This is a genomic window from Jatrophihabitans sp., from assembly GCA_036399055.1.
In the GTDB taxonomy this organism is placed as follows: domain Bacteria; phylum Actinomycetota; class Actinomycetes; order Mycobacteriales; family Jatrophihabitantaceae; genus Jatrophihabitans_A.
In genome coordinates this window covers 217483-232490 of the sequence record DASWNX010000026.1, presented here as the reverse complement: position 1 = coordinate 232490, position 15008 = coordinate 217483, and the positions used below count along the sequence as shown (strand labels likewise).

Sequence of the window (15008 nt, the reverse complement as noted above, 5' to 3'; positions counted from 1 at the left end):
ATGCGCTATCCGGTGTCGTTCTCCCAGCGGCGGCTGTGGTTCCTGGAGCAGCTCACCCCGGGCGAGCCGACGTTCCACATGCCCTATGCGATGTGGCTCGAGGGCCCGCTTGACGTCGAGGCGCTGCAGCGCGCGATGGACGCCATGGTCGAGCGGCACTCGGTGCTGCGGACCAGCATCGTGGCGGTCGACGGGGTGCCCGAGCAGGTCGTCGCCGACTCGGGCACGGTGTTGATCGAGCGGATCTCGCTGTCGGACACCGACTCCGAGGACGAGCGGGTCCGCCAAGCCCGCGCGATCGCCACCGAGCGAGCCACGCGGCCTTTCGACCTGGCCCACGGGCCGCTGATGCGGGCCGCCCTGATTGACACCGGGGCGGATCGCCGGCTGTTCACCCTGATGCTGCACCACATCATCAGCGACGGCCTGTCGATGCAGATCCTGATCGACGAGCTGTCGGCGATGTACCGGGCCGAGGTGACCGGGGAGCCGGCGTCGCTGCCCCGGCTGGTGATGGAGTACGGCGACTACGCCGTCTGGCAGCACGACCGGCTGCGCGGCGAGGAACTCGAACGCCAGCTGCAGTACTGGCGCGAGCAGCTGCGCGGAGCGCCCGCCGTCCTCACCCTGCCGAGCGACCGTCCTCGGCCGGCTCGTCAGTCCTCGCGCGGGGCGGTCGCCGTCCGCTCGCTCGACCCGGCGATCACCGACCGGCTGGCCGAGGTGGCGGTCGGCTGCAACGCCACCATGTTCATGGCGTTCCTGACCGGCTTCACGGTGGTGCTCTCGCGCTATGCCCGCCAGACCGACCTGGTGATCGGCACCCCGGTGGGCGGGCGCACCCATGTCGAGCTGGACCCGATCCTGGGCCTGTTCACCAACACCGTCGCGCTGCGTACCTCGCTCGCCGGTGACCCGAGCTTTCTCGAGCTGCTCGGCCGGGTCCGCGACAACACCGTCGAGGCCGTCTCGCATCAGGAACTGCCGTTCGAGAAGCTGGTGGACGAGTTCGCCCCCGAGCGCTCGCTGGCGCACGCGCCGCTGACGCAGGTGCTGTTCGGCTACCAGTCCCTCACCCCGCCGACGCTGAACCTGCCCGGCGTCAAGGCCGGCTTCAGCTGGGCGCTGCTCACCGGGACGGCGAAGCTCGACCTGACCCTGTACGCCGACACCTCCGACGGGCAGGGCACCACCCTGGCGCTGGAGTACAACACCGACCTCTTCGACGCGCCGTGGGCCGACAGGTTCCTGGGCTGCCTGGCGCTGGTGCTCGAACACGCCGCGGCCACTCCGCAGACGCCGGTCACCGACCTGCCGATGCTGTCTGCCGAGCAGGCCCGGGAGCTGGTGTTCGAACGCAACCGGCGCTCCCGTCCGGCGGCGGATGGCCCGGTGCCGGGCAGTTCCGTGCCGGGCAGTTCCGTGCCGGGCAGTTCTGTGCCGGGCAGTTCTGTGCCGGGCAGTTCCGTGCCGGCCGGCGCCGACGAGCCGTTCGACGTCCGGACGCTGCTGCAGGCCTCGGCGTCGCAGGTGATCGACGGCGCCGAGTCGGTGCCGATGACCGAGGTGTGCCAACGGGCCGCCCGGCTGGCCCGGGTGCTCACCGAGCGCGGCGTGGGCCTGGAGACGCCGGTCGGGCTGTGCCTGGAGCGCGGGGTTCCGATGCTGAGCGCGCTGCTCGCGGTGTGGTGGGCCGGCGGGGCGTACGTGCCGCTGGACCCTGACTTCCCGCGGTCGCGGCTGGCCGCGATGGCCCGGGGGGCCGGCGTGCGGGTCGTCGTCACCGACGAGGCCAATCGTGAGCTGGCGGGCTCCATCGTCGAGGGTGGCTCGCTTGGCGCGGGCAGCGGTGTCGAGGTGCTGGACGTCGGGGACCAGGCCGTCGCCGAGGCGCAGCCGCTTGTGCCGGCGCCGGTGCCTCCGGACGCGCTCGCCTACATCATCTTCACCTCCGGTTCCACCGGGCAGCCCAAGGGAATCGGCATCGGGCACCGGGCGGTGGCCAACCTGCTGGCCTCGTTCCAGCGCACGCTCGACCTGGGCCCGGACGACCGGTTCGCAGCGGTCACCACGCTGTCCTTCGACATCGCGCTGCTGGAGCTGCTGCTGCCGCCGGTCTGCGGCGCGGACCTGGTGATCGCCAGCGCGCAGGAGGTCCGCGAGCCTGACCGGCTGCGCTCGCTGATCGAGCGGCGGGCGGTCAACGCCATGCAGGCCACCCCGCAGACCTGGCGGCTGCTGCTGGCCGCCGGCGGGGTGCCGGCCGGGTTGCGGCTGCGGCTGTGCGGCGGCGAGGCGCTGCCGCGCGATCTCGCCGAGCAGCTCAGAACGCCCGAGTCGGTGCTGTGGAACGCCTACGGCCCGACCGAGACGACGGTGTGGTCAGCCGCCGGGATAGTTTCCGAGGAGCCTGGCCCGGTCGAGATCGGCGAGCCGATCGAGCACACCCGGCTGTACCTGCTGGACGAGCGGCTGGCGCCGGTGCCGGTCGGGGTGCTGGGCGAGGTGTTCATCGGCGGGCGCGGGGTGGCTCGCGGCTACCACGACCGGCCGCGGCTGACGGCGCAGTCGTTCCGGCCGGACCCGTGGAGCGACGAGCCCGGCGCCCGGATGTATCGCACCGGCGACCTGGGCAGGTGGCGCGAGGGCGGCGGTCTGGAGCTGATCGGCCGCACCGATCACCAAGTGAAAATCAGGGGATTCCGGATCGAGTGCGGTGAGATCGAGGCCGTGCTGCGCTCGCACCGCGACGTGCGCCAGGCGGCGGTGGTGGTGGCTGCTCGGGGCGAGGAGCAGGTGCTGGTGGGCTATGTGGTGCCGCGCCGTGGCGGTGCTGTCGCTGAGGCGGGCGCTGACCTGCTGGAGTTGCTGCGCCCGCACCTGAAGGCCTCGCTGCCCGACTACATGGTGCCGGATCTGATCGTGGCGTTGCCGGCGCTGCCGCTGACCCCGAACGCGAAAGTCGACCGGGCGGCGCTGCCCGCGCCGGAGTGGGGCGCCCGTCCGGCGGCGGCTGAGCGGGTCGAGCCGCGGACCCCGGTCGAGGAGACGCTGGCCCGGATCTGGGGCGAGTTGCTGGCCACCCCGACGGCGGTGGGCGTGACCGACAACCTGTTCGCCATCGGTGGGCATTCGCTGACGGCCACCAGGTTCGTCGCCCGGGTGACTGACAGCTACGGGGTGAGCCTGCCGGTGCACGAGATCTTCGCTCATCCGACGATCGGCGAGCTGGCCGAGATCGTGTCGGCCGATCCTGACTTCGGCCAGGCGGGGGTAGCCGCGGAGCTGGACGATCTCAGCGACGAGGCCCTGGATGAGCTGCTGCGGGCGGCGCTGGCCCAGCGCAACCGCCGCCGCGCCGCCCCCGGCGAACCGGGCTCCTGACCCGGAGAGCAGGGAGCGTAGATGAGCGAGAAGAGATCGCTGCTCGTCCTGGTGGACGGCGTGCCGACCGTAGTGGCCTATTCCGGTGATCCGATCCTTCTGCAGATCGTCACCGATGCCCTCGCCCAGCTCCAGTTGGGCAAGCCGGCCCAGGACTGGAAGCTCCACACCCCGTACGAGCTGCTGCCGCGGGACCTGAGTCTGCGTCTGGACCAGCTCGACCTGCCCGCTGACGCGCAGCTCTTCCTCACTCCACCCGAGGCGGGGCTCCGCGCCGCCAGTGCCGCATCGATCAATAAGGCAGAGCCTGGCAGGTTGTGGGATGAGTCCGGGCGGGAGTGGACGACTAAGCATGCCCAGTGGGCGAGTGAGAAGCAGGTCGCGGCTTTCCTTCATCGACACGCGCCGGTGGGCTTCATCGATGACCGTGGCTGGATCTCCTGGCTGGATTCGGACATGGCGAAGAGGTTCTGGGCCAAGGCCGAGGGCTACTTCGAAGTTCCCGGTGTCTCAGGTAGCCGCCTCACACAGCCGGGTGTTCGGTGGGGTGCGCACATCTGGAAACGAGACACGCAACGCCGGCTGGTGTTCGTGGAATTCACGTAGGCGCGGTGCGGCATCGCTAGCCGCGTTCCTTCGGCCAGGCCGAAGTCGGGCGCGCAGCGTGAACGGCGCGCTTGCGCTGGCAGCTGCACATGAAACCGCCGGTCGAGTCGCGACAGGAGCTGGTGGCGCGTCAGGGCTGCCGATCGTAGCGCGCCGCCGCGCCGCACGTCTGGCACCGGAACACCCCGGCCTCGGACGCCGCCAGCTCGCCGTGCCCGACGCGCGTCGGCGCCCCTTCAGGAGACAGCACCACGTTGCCGATGCCGACGTCCCAGCCCGGATCTGGGGCGAGCTGCTGGCCACCGCCGACGGCGGTGGGCGTGACCGACAACCTGTTCGCTATCGGCGGGCATTCGCTGGATGGAATTTATCTGTCGGGTACTTGCCGCACGACGTGGCTATATGTACCTTAAAAGATATTAGTCCGATTTATCCAAGTTACACGCCATGATCGAGTGATGGGCTGCATGTGTCGATTACCTCAGAAGCCTTGCCTACGTGGGACGTCTCCGTCGTTGCTGAGGCGGTACGCGAAGAGGTTGTTGACGCGCAGCTCAGTTCGCTAGCGGCCCGTGCGCAGAAAATCGCACGCTCGTGCAGGAACAAGCTGGCCGGCCTCGACCAAGAGCGGTTCGCCGCCCTTATCGGCGCGTATCAGGATTGCGTGGGAGACCTACAAAGGCTTACCAGTTACGCAGAACTAGCTGTGGCATCGGGAATCCATGAAGCCGACGGGGCCAAAGCGCTCGGACGCTGTGACGTGGCGTGGTCCCAGCTCAGCGCGACACTCGGTTTCGTTGAGTCGGAGTTAGCGGCACTGGATGCAACGGTGGCAGGTGAGCACGAGTTGCTGGCCCCCGGAGGAAAGCTTCACAACTTTTACCACCGGGTTGTAGCGGCGGCCAGTTCGGACGACGAGATACGTGATGTGCTGGCAGCTGTCCGGCCGTCAGGGATAGACGGTTGGCAGACGCTGGCCCGTCAACTGCTCAGCAGGATTCGCGTCGTCACCTCCGACGGTGTCACAAGCGTCGGCAGCGCTATGCCGAACCTCTACCGGGCCGACGGGCGCCTTCGCCGCCAAACACAGCGCGAGATCACCCAAGCGCTCGCTGGCGAGCTGGACTTGCGCGCCCTGGCGCTGTCGATGATTGTGGCCGACGGGCTGACGCGTGCCGAACTCACCGGAACCTCGTGGATGGATGAGTCTTTAGTCTCAGACCAGCTGAGCGAGGCTGAGGTCGATGCTCTCGTCGCTGGAGCGAGCGCTGGATACCCGCTGGTTCACCGCTACTTCCGCGTGAAAGCGCTCCTGCTTGGTGAGACCGAATTGGATGAGGCTGATCGCTACGCGCCAGTGGATGCTGGCGGTGCCGAGATCTCGTGGAATCAGGCGGTCGAGACGGTGCTCGCGAGCTTTGACGCCGTGCATCCCAAGTGCGGGGCCGCTGCCCGCACGCTTCTGAAGTCCAACCGTGTAGACGCAGCGCACCGGCCGGGTAAATCAGCCAGCCCGTTCACAAAAGATGTTCCAGGTGAACTGCCCTGGATTTCGGTCAACTTCAACGGTTCGCTGCGGCACGTCTTGCTGCTCGCGCACGAACTCGGCCACGGAGTGCACATGATGATGGCGTCGGACTTGCCACTGCTGGCAGCCGCGACGCCGCGAGTCTTGGCGGAGACGGTCGCGCTCTTCTTCGAGGCAGCGACGCTGACACACCTCGGACAACTGCAGACACTTTCGCCGGCCGTGGCCACCCTGACGGCGCGCGGGATAGAGGACCAGCTGGTAGGCGCCTGCCGGCAAGTGGCGATCTATAGGTTTGAAGGAGCCCTCCGTGATCAGTGGAGAGCTACCGGTCAGCTGGACAGCGCGACCATCGGCCATCTCTGGCTGGACTCGCAGCGAGAGCTGTACGGTGACGAGCTCCCGCTCTCCCACAGCTTCACCAACTGGTGGAGCTGTCTGGACGGAATCTTCCAGTCGCCCGGCTCAAGCTATGCCTATATGTATGGCCAGTTCGCTGCGGCCGCGTTGGTCGAGCAACGCGCCGTGCTGGGTGCTGATTTCGGCGAGGGGCTCCTGGCGTTGATGGCTGCCGGAGGCAGCGCTGCTCCTCGGGATTTGCTCCTGCTGGCGGGCGTAGACCCGCTGTCTTCTGAGACCTGGCAACGCACTCTTGCCGCGCTGGGTCAGCGGGTGGCCGACCTGGACGAAGCCACCGCCGTGACCGCAGCCGCGGCCCGAACTTTCGAAGGCTCACCAGAGCCATCGAAAGCAGATGAATACGTATCAGGAGGGAGGTGACAACAATGACGATCACTCTGACGACCCGCAAGGTCAGCACTGCTTCTGGCAGCGACGAAGGCTGAGCCTGAACCAGGTCTCCGTTGGTGAGTGGTAGAAGCACCCACCAACGGAGACCCGGGCAAGTTTATACCCGGGGTAAGCCCAGGCGCCGATTGGCAGCAATCGGACGGTCAGTTAGGGGTGAAGATGGATTCCGATGCTCTGCCTATGTTGAAGCCTACATATCCTTTGTTCGGCACTGCCGTGCTAGTGCAAATCGGCGGTCATGGACAGGTGACAGAGATTGAAGACCCCAGTGGGCAGATCCGTCGGTTGCTGGAACTGCTAGACGGATCCCGCACGGTCCAGCAGGTGTGGACCGCCCTACGACAAGATTATCCACTGTCGTCGGTCGAGGACGTTCAAGCCGCTATACGCCAGCTGGACGAAGCCGGCTTTCTGCTCGACGGCAGTCACACGCCTGCCGGCATTCTTGATGATTACGAACTAAGCCGATGGGCTCGCAATATCAATTTTTTTGGCTCGTACTCGTCGATGCGGCAGAACAAGTACGAATTGCAGGGACGCCTGCGAGATGCCCGAATCACATTGCTGGGCCTTGGTGGTCTCGGGTCGCATCTGCTGCTTGACATGGCGGCAATGGGCGTGGGGCACGTCCGCGCCATCGAGTTCGACCGGGTCGAAATCTCTAACCTCAATCGACAGATCCTCTACCGAGACGGCGACATCGGGCAGGAGAAATTGCGGCTGGCCACCGAGCGAGTGCGCGATTTCAATCCACGAATTGAAATTGAGCCGGTGTCGATGCGTATCGGTTCGGCGGAGGACGTAGCCAGCGTGGCAGACGGCGCCGATCTACTGATTTGTGTCGCCGACCGTCCGAAGATGGAGATCATGCACTGGGTGAATGCAGGATGCGTGCAAGCCGGAGTGCCATTCCTGAACGGGGGGCTCGACACTCAACGCGCTATCTACTACACAGTGATACCAGGCACTACCGGTTGCGTTGAATGTTGGCGACTTGGAGTATTCAACAGTGACCCGACATCGGCTGCCTTGCTGCAGCAGAAGCGTGACCTGCAGATCGGCGGCAACAACGCGGCCTTCACGCCGCTGGTCACCATGACGACCGGCTTCATGCTGGGTGAGCTGACCCGACTCATCACCGGCATCGCGCCGCCAGTTGCCGCTGGTCGCCTGATGCAACTGCGCTTCTACGATTATGAGGTGAGCGAGGCGGAGCGGTGGGATAGGCTGCCCGAATGCACGGTGTGCGGCCAGCGCGATGACGCGCTGAACGGCCAGCCACTTGTTGGTGCGACTGCCTCGTGATCGCATGCGGAGGTGCATGATCAGTGCGCGATTACCGGCTGATTATCTTCGCCTATTTGACCTCATCACTGGGCAACTGGCTCTATAAGCTGACGCTGCCCCTGCTGGTCCTGCATATGACCGGCTCGGCCTTGACGACCGGTGCGATCTACGCGGTTGAATACCTGCCGTTCCTGCTGCTGTCACTTCCGGGCGGCGTACTCGCTGATCGGGTGAACCGCCGTTTGATGCTGGTGGCCGGTGACACCGTGTCCAGCCTGCTTGCGATCGTGCTGGCGATTGTCGTCACCGTGTCCGTGGACACGGTCTGGCCCATATTTGTGGTCGCGTTCTTGCTGTCTTGCGTCGATCCGCTGTATCACCCTGCGTTCCAAAGCTTCATCCCCGATGTATCACCCAAGGCCAAGCTGCCGCAGGCCAATGCCTGGATGCAAGCCGGTGACAATGCTATGGGTCTGGTGGGGCCCGTGATCGCGGGCGTGGCCATCAGCGTGATCGGTTACGAGGCCACCATCTACCTCGACGCCGCTACGTTCGCTGTATCGGCTTGCGCGATCCTTCTCATCCGTTACCACTCACCGCAAGTGACACCCGTCAACGGCAGCGGTAAGCGCCTGTCAGGGGCGGTCAAGGACATCCGCGAAGCCGGGGAGTACATCTTCCGACGCGACCGCATCCTCTTCGCCGGCGCGCTGACCTTCACGGGAACGAACTTCGCCATCTGGCTGGTCCAAGCCAACTTTATTTTTTACTTGACGACGTACCGCCACCTAAGCCCCAGCGTCATCGGGCTGGTGTTCGGTGCTCAAGGTATCGGCTCCGTACTCGGATCATCAATAGCGCCCTGGATCATCCGGCGCATCCCGCCAGGACGCGTGATCATCTTCAGCACCGCCGCGGCTGGCGTCGTCACCTCGAGCTTGATCGTCTTTCGACACGTCGTAGAGATCACCATCATCTGGGGGCTGCTCGCTGGATTTGGAGCCATCAACGTCGTGTCCTGGTTCAGCCTGCGCCAGCAAATCGTGCCGGCCTACATCCTCGGACGGGTTATCGCGGCAACGCGCATGCTGGCATTCACGTCCATACCTATCGCGGCTGTCGTGGCTGGCGCCCTGCAGGCCACGCTGGAGAATATCTACCTCATCATCGGTATCGCCGCCGCCTTCCGGCTCGGCGTCGCGTTGATAGCCTCACGCAGCGTTTTGTATAGGCGCCCGTCTTCGGCTAGGCCGGCGCCAGACGTGCCAGCAGCAGACTTGGCTGTGCCGGAAACAGAGTCGGGTAGCGGTCAGCGCTCATAGCGCGCCGCCGCGCCGCACGTCTGGCACCGGAAAACCCCGGCCTCGGCCACCGCCAGCTCGCCGTGCCCGACGCACGTCGGCGCCCCTTCAGCAGAGAGCACCACGTTGCCGATGCCGACGTCCCAGCCGCCTTCGACGTCGAGCAGCCGTCCGGCAGACCCGCCGCTGCCTTGTCGGGCCTGGTGCAGCGCCCGCACCACGGCGATGGCGGCGGTGGCGACCCGCGATCCCGGCGTCCAGCCCGCGAACGAGTTCGCCGACGGCAGGACGGGCTCGTCGCCGCGCATCCGGACCACCACGGCGCGGTCCTCGCCGGTGTCGAGGGTGAAGGTCAGCGAGTAGCAGCCGGGCTCGGCCAGAGCCTCGATCTTGGAGAGCAGGGGGTCCACCCCGCCAGTTTTCCAGACGGGCTGGCAGATCAGGACGTGACGCGGGTGATCTTTGGCTTCGGCTTGCTGGTCGGGCGGCCCGCGTGGGTGGGGGGAGCCGGATGCGAAGGCTTGACCACCGTCTTGCTGGGCTTCGGCGACGGATTCGCCTTCGGCTCCGTCCGGGTAGGAGCTGCGGCTGGCGCGCTGCCGGCTGGGCCGCGGAGGATGACCTGTGACGACGCCCCAGGGGCGCCAAGGGATGCCGAGGGGGTCGACGCTGGTCTCGTCGGACTCACTGAGCTCGGCGTCGGCGAGCGGGTCGGTGCGCTGCTGAGGGATGCGGAGGCTCTGGACTGGGACGGGCTCGCCGTCGCGCTTCCAGGCGGTTCGCTCGACGCAGCCGCCCGCTGGTCCGGCCGAGTCACGTCAGGCCCGGGAGGCACGTCCGTGGCGGGCGAGAGCAACACCACCGCCGCCACCACGGCTGCTACCACGAACGCCAGCACGGCTGCCAGCGCGACGACGGCGCCGCTGATGCGCCTGCTTCGGGCGCCTGCCATCCCGCGACCGGATTGCCCAGCGCTGCGGGCCGGAACGTAGCGGTGGCTGCCCGCCCGTGAGACGCGCCTGCGTGCCAGGGCCAGCGAGGCCAGCCCGGTCAGGGCGATCGCGCACAGCAGGATGTCAGCGCGCACGACGGCTCGTCCGATCAATCGCAGCCCCCGCCATCGATCGATCGTAACGCCGCTACTGGCACCGCGGGGCTTGCGTTATCTACGAGCAGCGCCGCTTCACTCGCGGTCGGAGAAGCGCTCCCACGCCGACTGCCTGGTCATATCCAGGGCTTCGCCGATGCGGGCCCACGAAACACCCCGACCACGCACCCGGCGCACCCACGTGGTCAGGCTGCCTTCGACCTGGCCGGCGACCCTGGCGATCTTGGGCAGCTGGTCGAGCAGTTGCTGATCGGTCATCTCCTGCCAGAACGGCAGCTCGGCCTGCGGGCCGGCCCCGTCGGGCCGATCCGCGGCGGCGGCGAGGATCTCGTTGCAGAGCTGCACGCACTCATCGCAGATGTAGATGCCCGGCCCGGCGATGATCTTGGCGACCTCCGGGGCCGGCTTGGCGCAGAAGGAGCAGGCGATCTCGACGGCGCTGGGCTCGACCGCGGGCTCGGTGACCGGTTGGGAAGTCATGGGGAATCCTCCAGTGTCAGGCTATTCCTGACAGCTTGTCAGGCTCACCCTGACGTGTCAAGGCCGGGCAGCAACGTAACAGGCCGGGGCGTCCCAGCGAGCGGCTGAACCGGCTGAGCCCGCGCTTTTGCTAGCGTGGCTTCATGCAGCCCGACCTCGCTGGACCTCCCTACAGGCCCGACGACGCCGGGCACGACCGGCCAGACGCCGGGCACGACCGGCTCAAGATCGGCGTCCTGGTCGTGGCCTTCAACGCCGAGTCCACCCTGCAGGCCACCCTGGACCGCATCCCCGACGCGATGCGCGCCAGAATCGACGAGATCCTGATCTGCGACGACGCCAGCCAGGACGGCACGGTGGACGCCGGCCTTGCCTGGCGCGAGGCCAACGAGGCGATCCCGACCACGGTGATCCGGCACGTCAGCAACCTCGGCTACGGCGGCAACCAGAAGGCCGGCTACCAGCTCGCGCAGGAGCGCGGCCTGGACCTGATCGTGCTACTGCACGCCGACGGCCAGTACGCCCCCGAGGCGATGGCCGACCTGCTGGCGCCGCTGGAGCGCGGCGAGGCCGACGCGGTGTTCGGCTCCCGGATGCTGGAGCCGGGCTCGGCCCGGGCCGGTGGCATGCCGCTGTACAAGTACCTCGGCAACCGGGTGCTCACCACGTTCGAGAACCGGCTGCTCGACTCGAAGCTGTCGGAGTTCCACTCCGGCTACCGGGCCTACCGGGTGTCGGCGCTGGCCGAGCTCCCGATCGCGTTCAACACCGACGACTTCGACTTCGACACCCAGATCATCATCCAGCTGCTCGACGCAGGCAAGCGGATCGTCGAGGTGCCGATCCCGACCTACTACGGCGAGGAGATCTGCTACGTCGACGGGCTGAAGTACGCCCGCGACGTGGTGCGCGACGTGCTGCAGTACCGGCTGACCAAGGTCGGCATCGGCACCCACCGGTGGGTGCCGGCCGATCCGGAGTACGCGGCCAAGGAGGGCGAGGGCACCTCCCACACCGTCATCACCGAGATGCTGGCGGCGATGCCGTCCGGGCGCCGGGTGCTCGACCTCGGCTGCTCCGGCGGCCGGCTGTCCGAGCGGATCCGCCAGCTCGGGCACAAGGTGGTCGGGGTGGACAGCCTTGAGATCGCCGGGGTGCGCAACCGGGTCGACGACTTCTTCCTCGGCGACTTGGAGGACGGCATCCCCGAGGCGGCCGGCGGTGACTTCGACGTGGTGGTCGCCGCCGATGTCATCGAGCACGTCCGTTACCCGGAGCGGTTGCTGCGCCAGATGACCGAGGTGCTCTCACCGAACGGCCAGATCGTGATCTCGACGCCGAACTTCGGTCACTGGTACTCCCGTGGCCGGGTCGCCGTGGGCGCCTTCGACTACGACCGGCGCGGCATCCTGGACGAGACGCACCTGCGGTTCTTCTCCCGCAAGAGCCTGCGCCGCACGATCGGCTCGGCCGGCCTGGACGTCCTGCAACTGGAGTACACCGGCCTGCCGCTGGAGGTGCTGACCCGCACCGACAGCTGGAAGGCCCGCTCGGCGCGCGTGGTGGACCGGCGGCTGGTGCAGCTGCGCCCGACCATGTTCGGCTACCAGTTCGTGGCCAGGCTGCGCCCGCACCATGCCGGCTCCATCACTCACCGTGCCTGACGTGGGCAGCCTCGACCGAGTCGCCAAGGCCCTGACGTGACGGCCTATTCCGAAACGGCGCGTGACCAGCCGGCCGGCGCGGTGACCGATCTGGCGTCCAGGCGGCAGATAAGCCGCCGCCGCTGGCTGGTGCTCGGTATCGCGCTGCTGGTGCTGGCGTTGAAGGTGACGGTCGCGGCCAGGACCTACGGCACCAATGACATCAGGCACTGGACGAACTTCGTCAACGGCGTCGCCAGCCGCGGCCCGGTGGGCGTCTACGGCATCGGCTTCGACCGGTCCTTCTACAACCACCCGCCGTTGATCGGTTACTTCCTGCAGTTCGTGGACTTCGGACGCCAGCACGGCTTCAGCATCGGCTTCACCATCCGGTCCACAGCCAGCCTCGCCGACGTCGGCTCGGCGCTGCTGATGTTCGAGATCCTGCGCCTGCGTCGCAGCCTGCGCGAGGCCACCTGGGCGGCCGCGCTGGTGGCGGCCAGCCCGGTGCTGTTCATCATCTCCGGCTTCCACGGCAACACCGACCCGATCTTCGTTATGTTCACCCTGCTGGCGCTGTACCTGCTGGCCGACCGCGACAAGCCGCTGGCCGCCGGCCTGTCGATGGGACTGGCGATCGGGATCAAGATCGTCCCGGTGGTGGCGATACCGGTGCTGCTGGTGCTGGCCTTGACCCAGAGCCGGCGGAACCTGCTGAGATTCGGCGCCGGCTTCACGCTCGCGGCCGGCGTCACCTGGCTGCCCGCGCTGATCGCGCACGGCGACGTGGTGCGCAGCAACGTGCTCGGTTACGCCGGCAGCGGCATCAGCCAGTGGGGCCTGATCCAGATCGGTCACTGGTTCGACGATCCCGGCTGGGCCGACTTCCTGACCGAGACCGGCCGGTTCCCGGTGGTGCTGCTGTGCGCGCTGGGCCCGGCGGCCCTGGTGTGGCGCCGCCCGGCCATGGCTGCCGAGGCGCTCGGCCTGTCGCTGGTGAGCTTCCTGTTCCTGGCCCCGGCGTTCGGGTGCCAGTACCTGGTCTGGGCGATGGCGGCGGCGTACCTGATCAATTTCGGTTGGGCGACCCTCTACAACCTGTTCGCCGGCGTGGTGCTGTTCAAGATCTACACCCGGTGGGCCCACGGTTTCCCCTGGGATCACGCCAATTACTGGGGCTTGGTCGGCGTCGAGCTGGTCGGGGCGCTGCTGCTGTGGGGGTTCCTGGGCGTGCTCGCCGTGCTCGGCGTCCGCCGCATCCGCTCCGCGCCCGGGGTGGCCGGGCCGCCTCTGAAACCCGGATCTCCCCGCCGCTCCCAGGCGCAGGCTCAGACCCGGTAACCGTGCTCGACGATGTTCTTCGCCGAATAGGCGTAGGCCTGCGGGTCATCCGGCGCCAGCGTTCCGAGGCCATCGACGTAGCGGTTGAACATGCAGAACGCCGCCGCGATCAGCACCGCGTCGTGGATCTCGAGGTCGGTGCTGCCGGCCTCGCGGGCGGCGCTGATCAGCTCCGGGGTGACGTCGCGACCGCTGACCTGGACCGCGCCGGCGATCCGCAGCAACGCCCGCAGCTTCGGTGACACCGGCGCGCTGTCGAGGTCGGCGCGGACCTGGTCGACCAGGCTCATGCCCTGCTCCAACTGGGCGGCCGCGAAGGCCGAGTGCGATCCGCAGCAGAACTGGCACTCGTTGAGCCCGGAGACGTAGGCGGCGATCAGCTCCCGCTCACCTGGTGGCAAGGTATGCGGCCCGCGAAGCAGCACCTCGGCCAGCTCGTTGAGGGGTTTAGCCGTTTCGGGACGGTAGATCATCGGCCCGGTGATGCCGGGGAACTGGTTCTCATCCACTCCCAGGGCGATGTGTGCCATTGCGCTCACGCTCCACTTCGATCGGTCATTAGCTTGTGTAGTGACACTATCTAATGGAGCTTCCGAGCGCGAGAGACGTCCTGCTTTGGGCACTGTCGAAGAGATCCGGGCCGGCCGGCTCAGCCGAAGCGGCCGGAGATGTAGTCCTCGGTCCGCTGGTCCGCGGGAGTGGCGAAGATCGTCTTGGTGGCGTTCAACTCCACCAGCCGGCCGTGACGCACCCCTGCCTCGTCGACGTCGGCGGTGAAGAAGGCCGTCCGATCAGACACCCGAGCCGCCTGCTGCATGTTGTGGGTCACGATGACGATGGCGAACTTCTCGGCGAGGATGGCCATCAGGTCCTCGATCTTGGCCGTGGCGATCGGATCAAGCGCCGAGCACGGCTCGTCCATCAGGATGACCTCCGGCTTGACGGCGATCGCGCGGGCGATGCACAGCCGTTGCTGCTGACCGCCGGACAGGGTGAGCGCGCTCTGCTTGAGCTTGTCTTTCACCTCGTCCCACAGGGCGCCGGATTGAAGCGCCTCTTCCACGAGGTCGTCCATGTTCGGCACTTTCATGCCGGTCACCCGCGGCCCGTAGGCGATGTTGTCATAGATCGACTTGGGAAACGGGTTCGGCTTCTGAAAGACCATGCCGATGCGCCGCCGGACCTCGATGGGATCAACCTCGGGCGCATAGAGATCCTGGCGCCGGTAGGAGACCTCACCGGTGACGCGCGCTCCGGGAATGAGGTCGTTCATGCGGTTCAGCGTCCGGAGCACGGTCGACTTCCCGCATCCCGACGGGCCGATCATCGCCGTGATCTGCTTGTGGCCGATATCCATGTTCACCTCGCGCACGGCCTGGTAGTCACCGTAGTACACCGAGAGGTCCCGGATGGTGAACAGCGGGCTGCGTAGCTCGGCGGAGCGGGGAGCGCGCAAGGCGACCTCGGGAGTCGGGTGGACCGGCGTCGGCCGTGAGGTCTGCTTCATCGATTGGATCATG

11 protein-coding genes and 1 pseudogene are annotated in these 15008 nt (G+C 67.3%); 7 read left to right on the top strand and 5 right to left on the bottom strand.

Going from position 1 to position 15008, the window contains the following annotated elements; translation table 11 throughout:
• Together VGB75_10695 and VGB75_10690 are read left to right on the top strand one after the other, a co-directional pair.
• Positions 1-3384 (top strand): amino acid adenylation domain-containing protein, encoded by a 3384-nt coding sequence (locus tag VGB75_10695; GenBank protein ID HEY0167497.1) that lies wholly within the window; start codon positions 1-3, stop codon positions 3382-3384.
• A 21-nt stretch (positions 3385-3405) separates the two neighbouring features.
• Positions 3406-3990: a hypothetical protein gene (locus tag VGB75_10690; protein HEY0167496.1), complete on the top strand. Its 585-nt coding sequence runs from the start codon at positions 3406-3408 to the stop codon at positions 3988-3990.
• Between the two features lie 130 nt (positions 3991-4120).
• Here the strand turns inward: VGB75_10690 and VGB75_10685 are convergent, their stop codons facing one another.
• Positions 4121-4321: a hypothetical protein gene (locus VGB75_10685; GenBank protein HEY0167495.1), complete on the bottom strand. Its 201-nt coding sequence runs from the start codon at positions 4319-4321 to the stop codon at positions 4121-4123.
• Between the two features lie 138 nt (positions 4322-4459).
• Here VGB75_10685 and VGB75_10680 point away from each other — a divergent pair, with 138 nt between their 5' ends.
• The 3 genes from VGB75_10680 (at position 4460) to VGB75_10670 (ending at position 8937) form a co-directional block, all read left to right on the top strand.
• Positions 4460-6298, top strand: coding sequence for a M3 family metallopeptidase (locus VGB75_10680; GenBank protein HEY0167494.1), 1839 nt, complete (start codon positions 4460-4462; stop codon positions 6296-6298).
• A gap of 189 nt (positions 6299-6487) precedes the next feature.
• Positions 6488-7633, top strand: coding sequence for a ThiF family adenylyltransferase (locus VGB75_10675; protein HEY0167493.1), 1146 nt, complete (start codon positions 6488-6490; stop codon positions 7631-7633).
• A 23-nt stretch (positions 7634-7656) separates the two neighbouring features.
• The gene (locus VGB75_10670; GenBank protein ID HEY0167492.1) at positions 7657-8937 is read left to right on the top strand and encodes an MFS transporter; all 1281 of its coding nucleotides are present in this window, start codon (positions 7657-7659) and stop codon (positions 8935-8937) included.
• On the opposite strand, the gene VGB75_10665 is transcribed toward VGB75_10670, so the two are convergent.
• The gene (locus VGB75_10665; protein ID HEY0167491.1) at positions 8925-9326 is read right to left on the bottom strand and encodes a hypothetical protein; all 402 of its coding nucleotides are present in this window, start codon (positions 9324-9326) and stop codon (positions 8925-8927) included. The genes VGB75_10670 and VGB75_10665 overlap by 13 nt on opposite strands.
• A gap of 1019 nt (positions 9327-10345) precedes the next feature.
• Positions 10346-10504, bottom strand: a pseudogene (locus VGB75_10660) (ClpX C4-type zinc finger protein).
• A gap of 143 nt (positions 10505-10647) precedes the next feature.
• On the opposite strand from VGB75_10660, the gene VGB75_10655 reads away from it, so the two are divergent.
• Together VGB75_10655 and VGB75_10650 are read left to right on the top strand one after the other, a co-directional pair.
• Complete coding sequence (locus VGB75_10655) at positions 10648-12168, top strand: bifunctional glycosyltransferase/class I SAM-dependent methyltransferase (protein ID HEY0167490.1); 1521 nt, start codon at positions 10648-10650, stop codon at positions 12166-12168.
• Positions 12169-12204: 36 nt separating this feature from the next.
• On the top strand, positions 12205-13488 hold the full coding sequence (locus tag VGB75_10650) for a glycosyltransferase family 39 protein (protein HEY0167489.1): 1284 nt from the start codon (positions 12205-12207) through the stop codon (positions 13486-13488).
• On the opposite strand, the gene VGB75_10645 is transcribed toward VGB75_10650, so the two are convergent.
• Positions 13476-14018, bottom strand: coding sequence for a carboxymuconolactone decarboxylase family protein (locus VGB75_10645; protein HEY0167488.1), 543 nt, complete (start codon positions 14016-14018; stop codon positions 13476-13478). The genes VGB75_10650 and VGB75_10645 overlap by 13 nt on opposite strands.
• A gap of 119 nt (positions 14019-14137) precedes the next feature.
• Positions 14138-14995 carry a phosphate ABC transporter ATP-binding protein PstB gene (pstB, locus tag VGB75_10640; GenBank protein ID HEY0167487.1) on the bottom strand — a complete coding sequence of 286 codons (858 nt, stop codon included), beginning with the start codon at positions 14993-14995 and terminating at the stop codon, positions 14138-14140.
• Positions 14996-15008 lie beyond the last annotated feature (13 nt).

Coding starts and splice junctions, on each gene's coding strand:
- pstB (HEY0167487.1), bottom strand. CDS start 14,995: ATGAAGCAGACCTCACGGCCGACGCCGGTCCACCCGACTCCCGAGGTC.
- VGB75_10695 (HEY0167497.1), top strand. CDS start 1: ATGCGCTATCCGGTGTCGTTCTCCCAGCGGCGGCTGTGGTTCCTGGAG.
- VGB75_10645 (HEY0167488.1), bottom strand. CDS start 14,018: ATGGCACACATCGCCCTGGGAGTGGATGAGAACCAGTTCCCCGGCATC.
- VGB75_10675 (HEY0167493.1), top strand. CDS start 6,488: ATGGATTCCGATGCTCTGCCTATGTTGAAGCCTACATATCCTTTGTTC.
- VGB75_10655 (HEY0167490.1), top strand. CDS start 10,648: ATGCAGCCCGACCTCGCTGGACCTCCCTACAGGCCCGACGACGCCGGG.
- VGB75_10690 (HEY0167496.1), top strand. CDS start 3,406: ATGAGCGAGAAGAGATCGCTGCTCGTCCTGGTGGACGGCGTGCCGACC.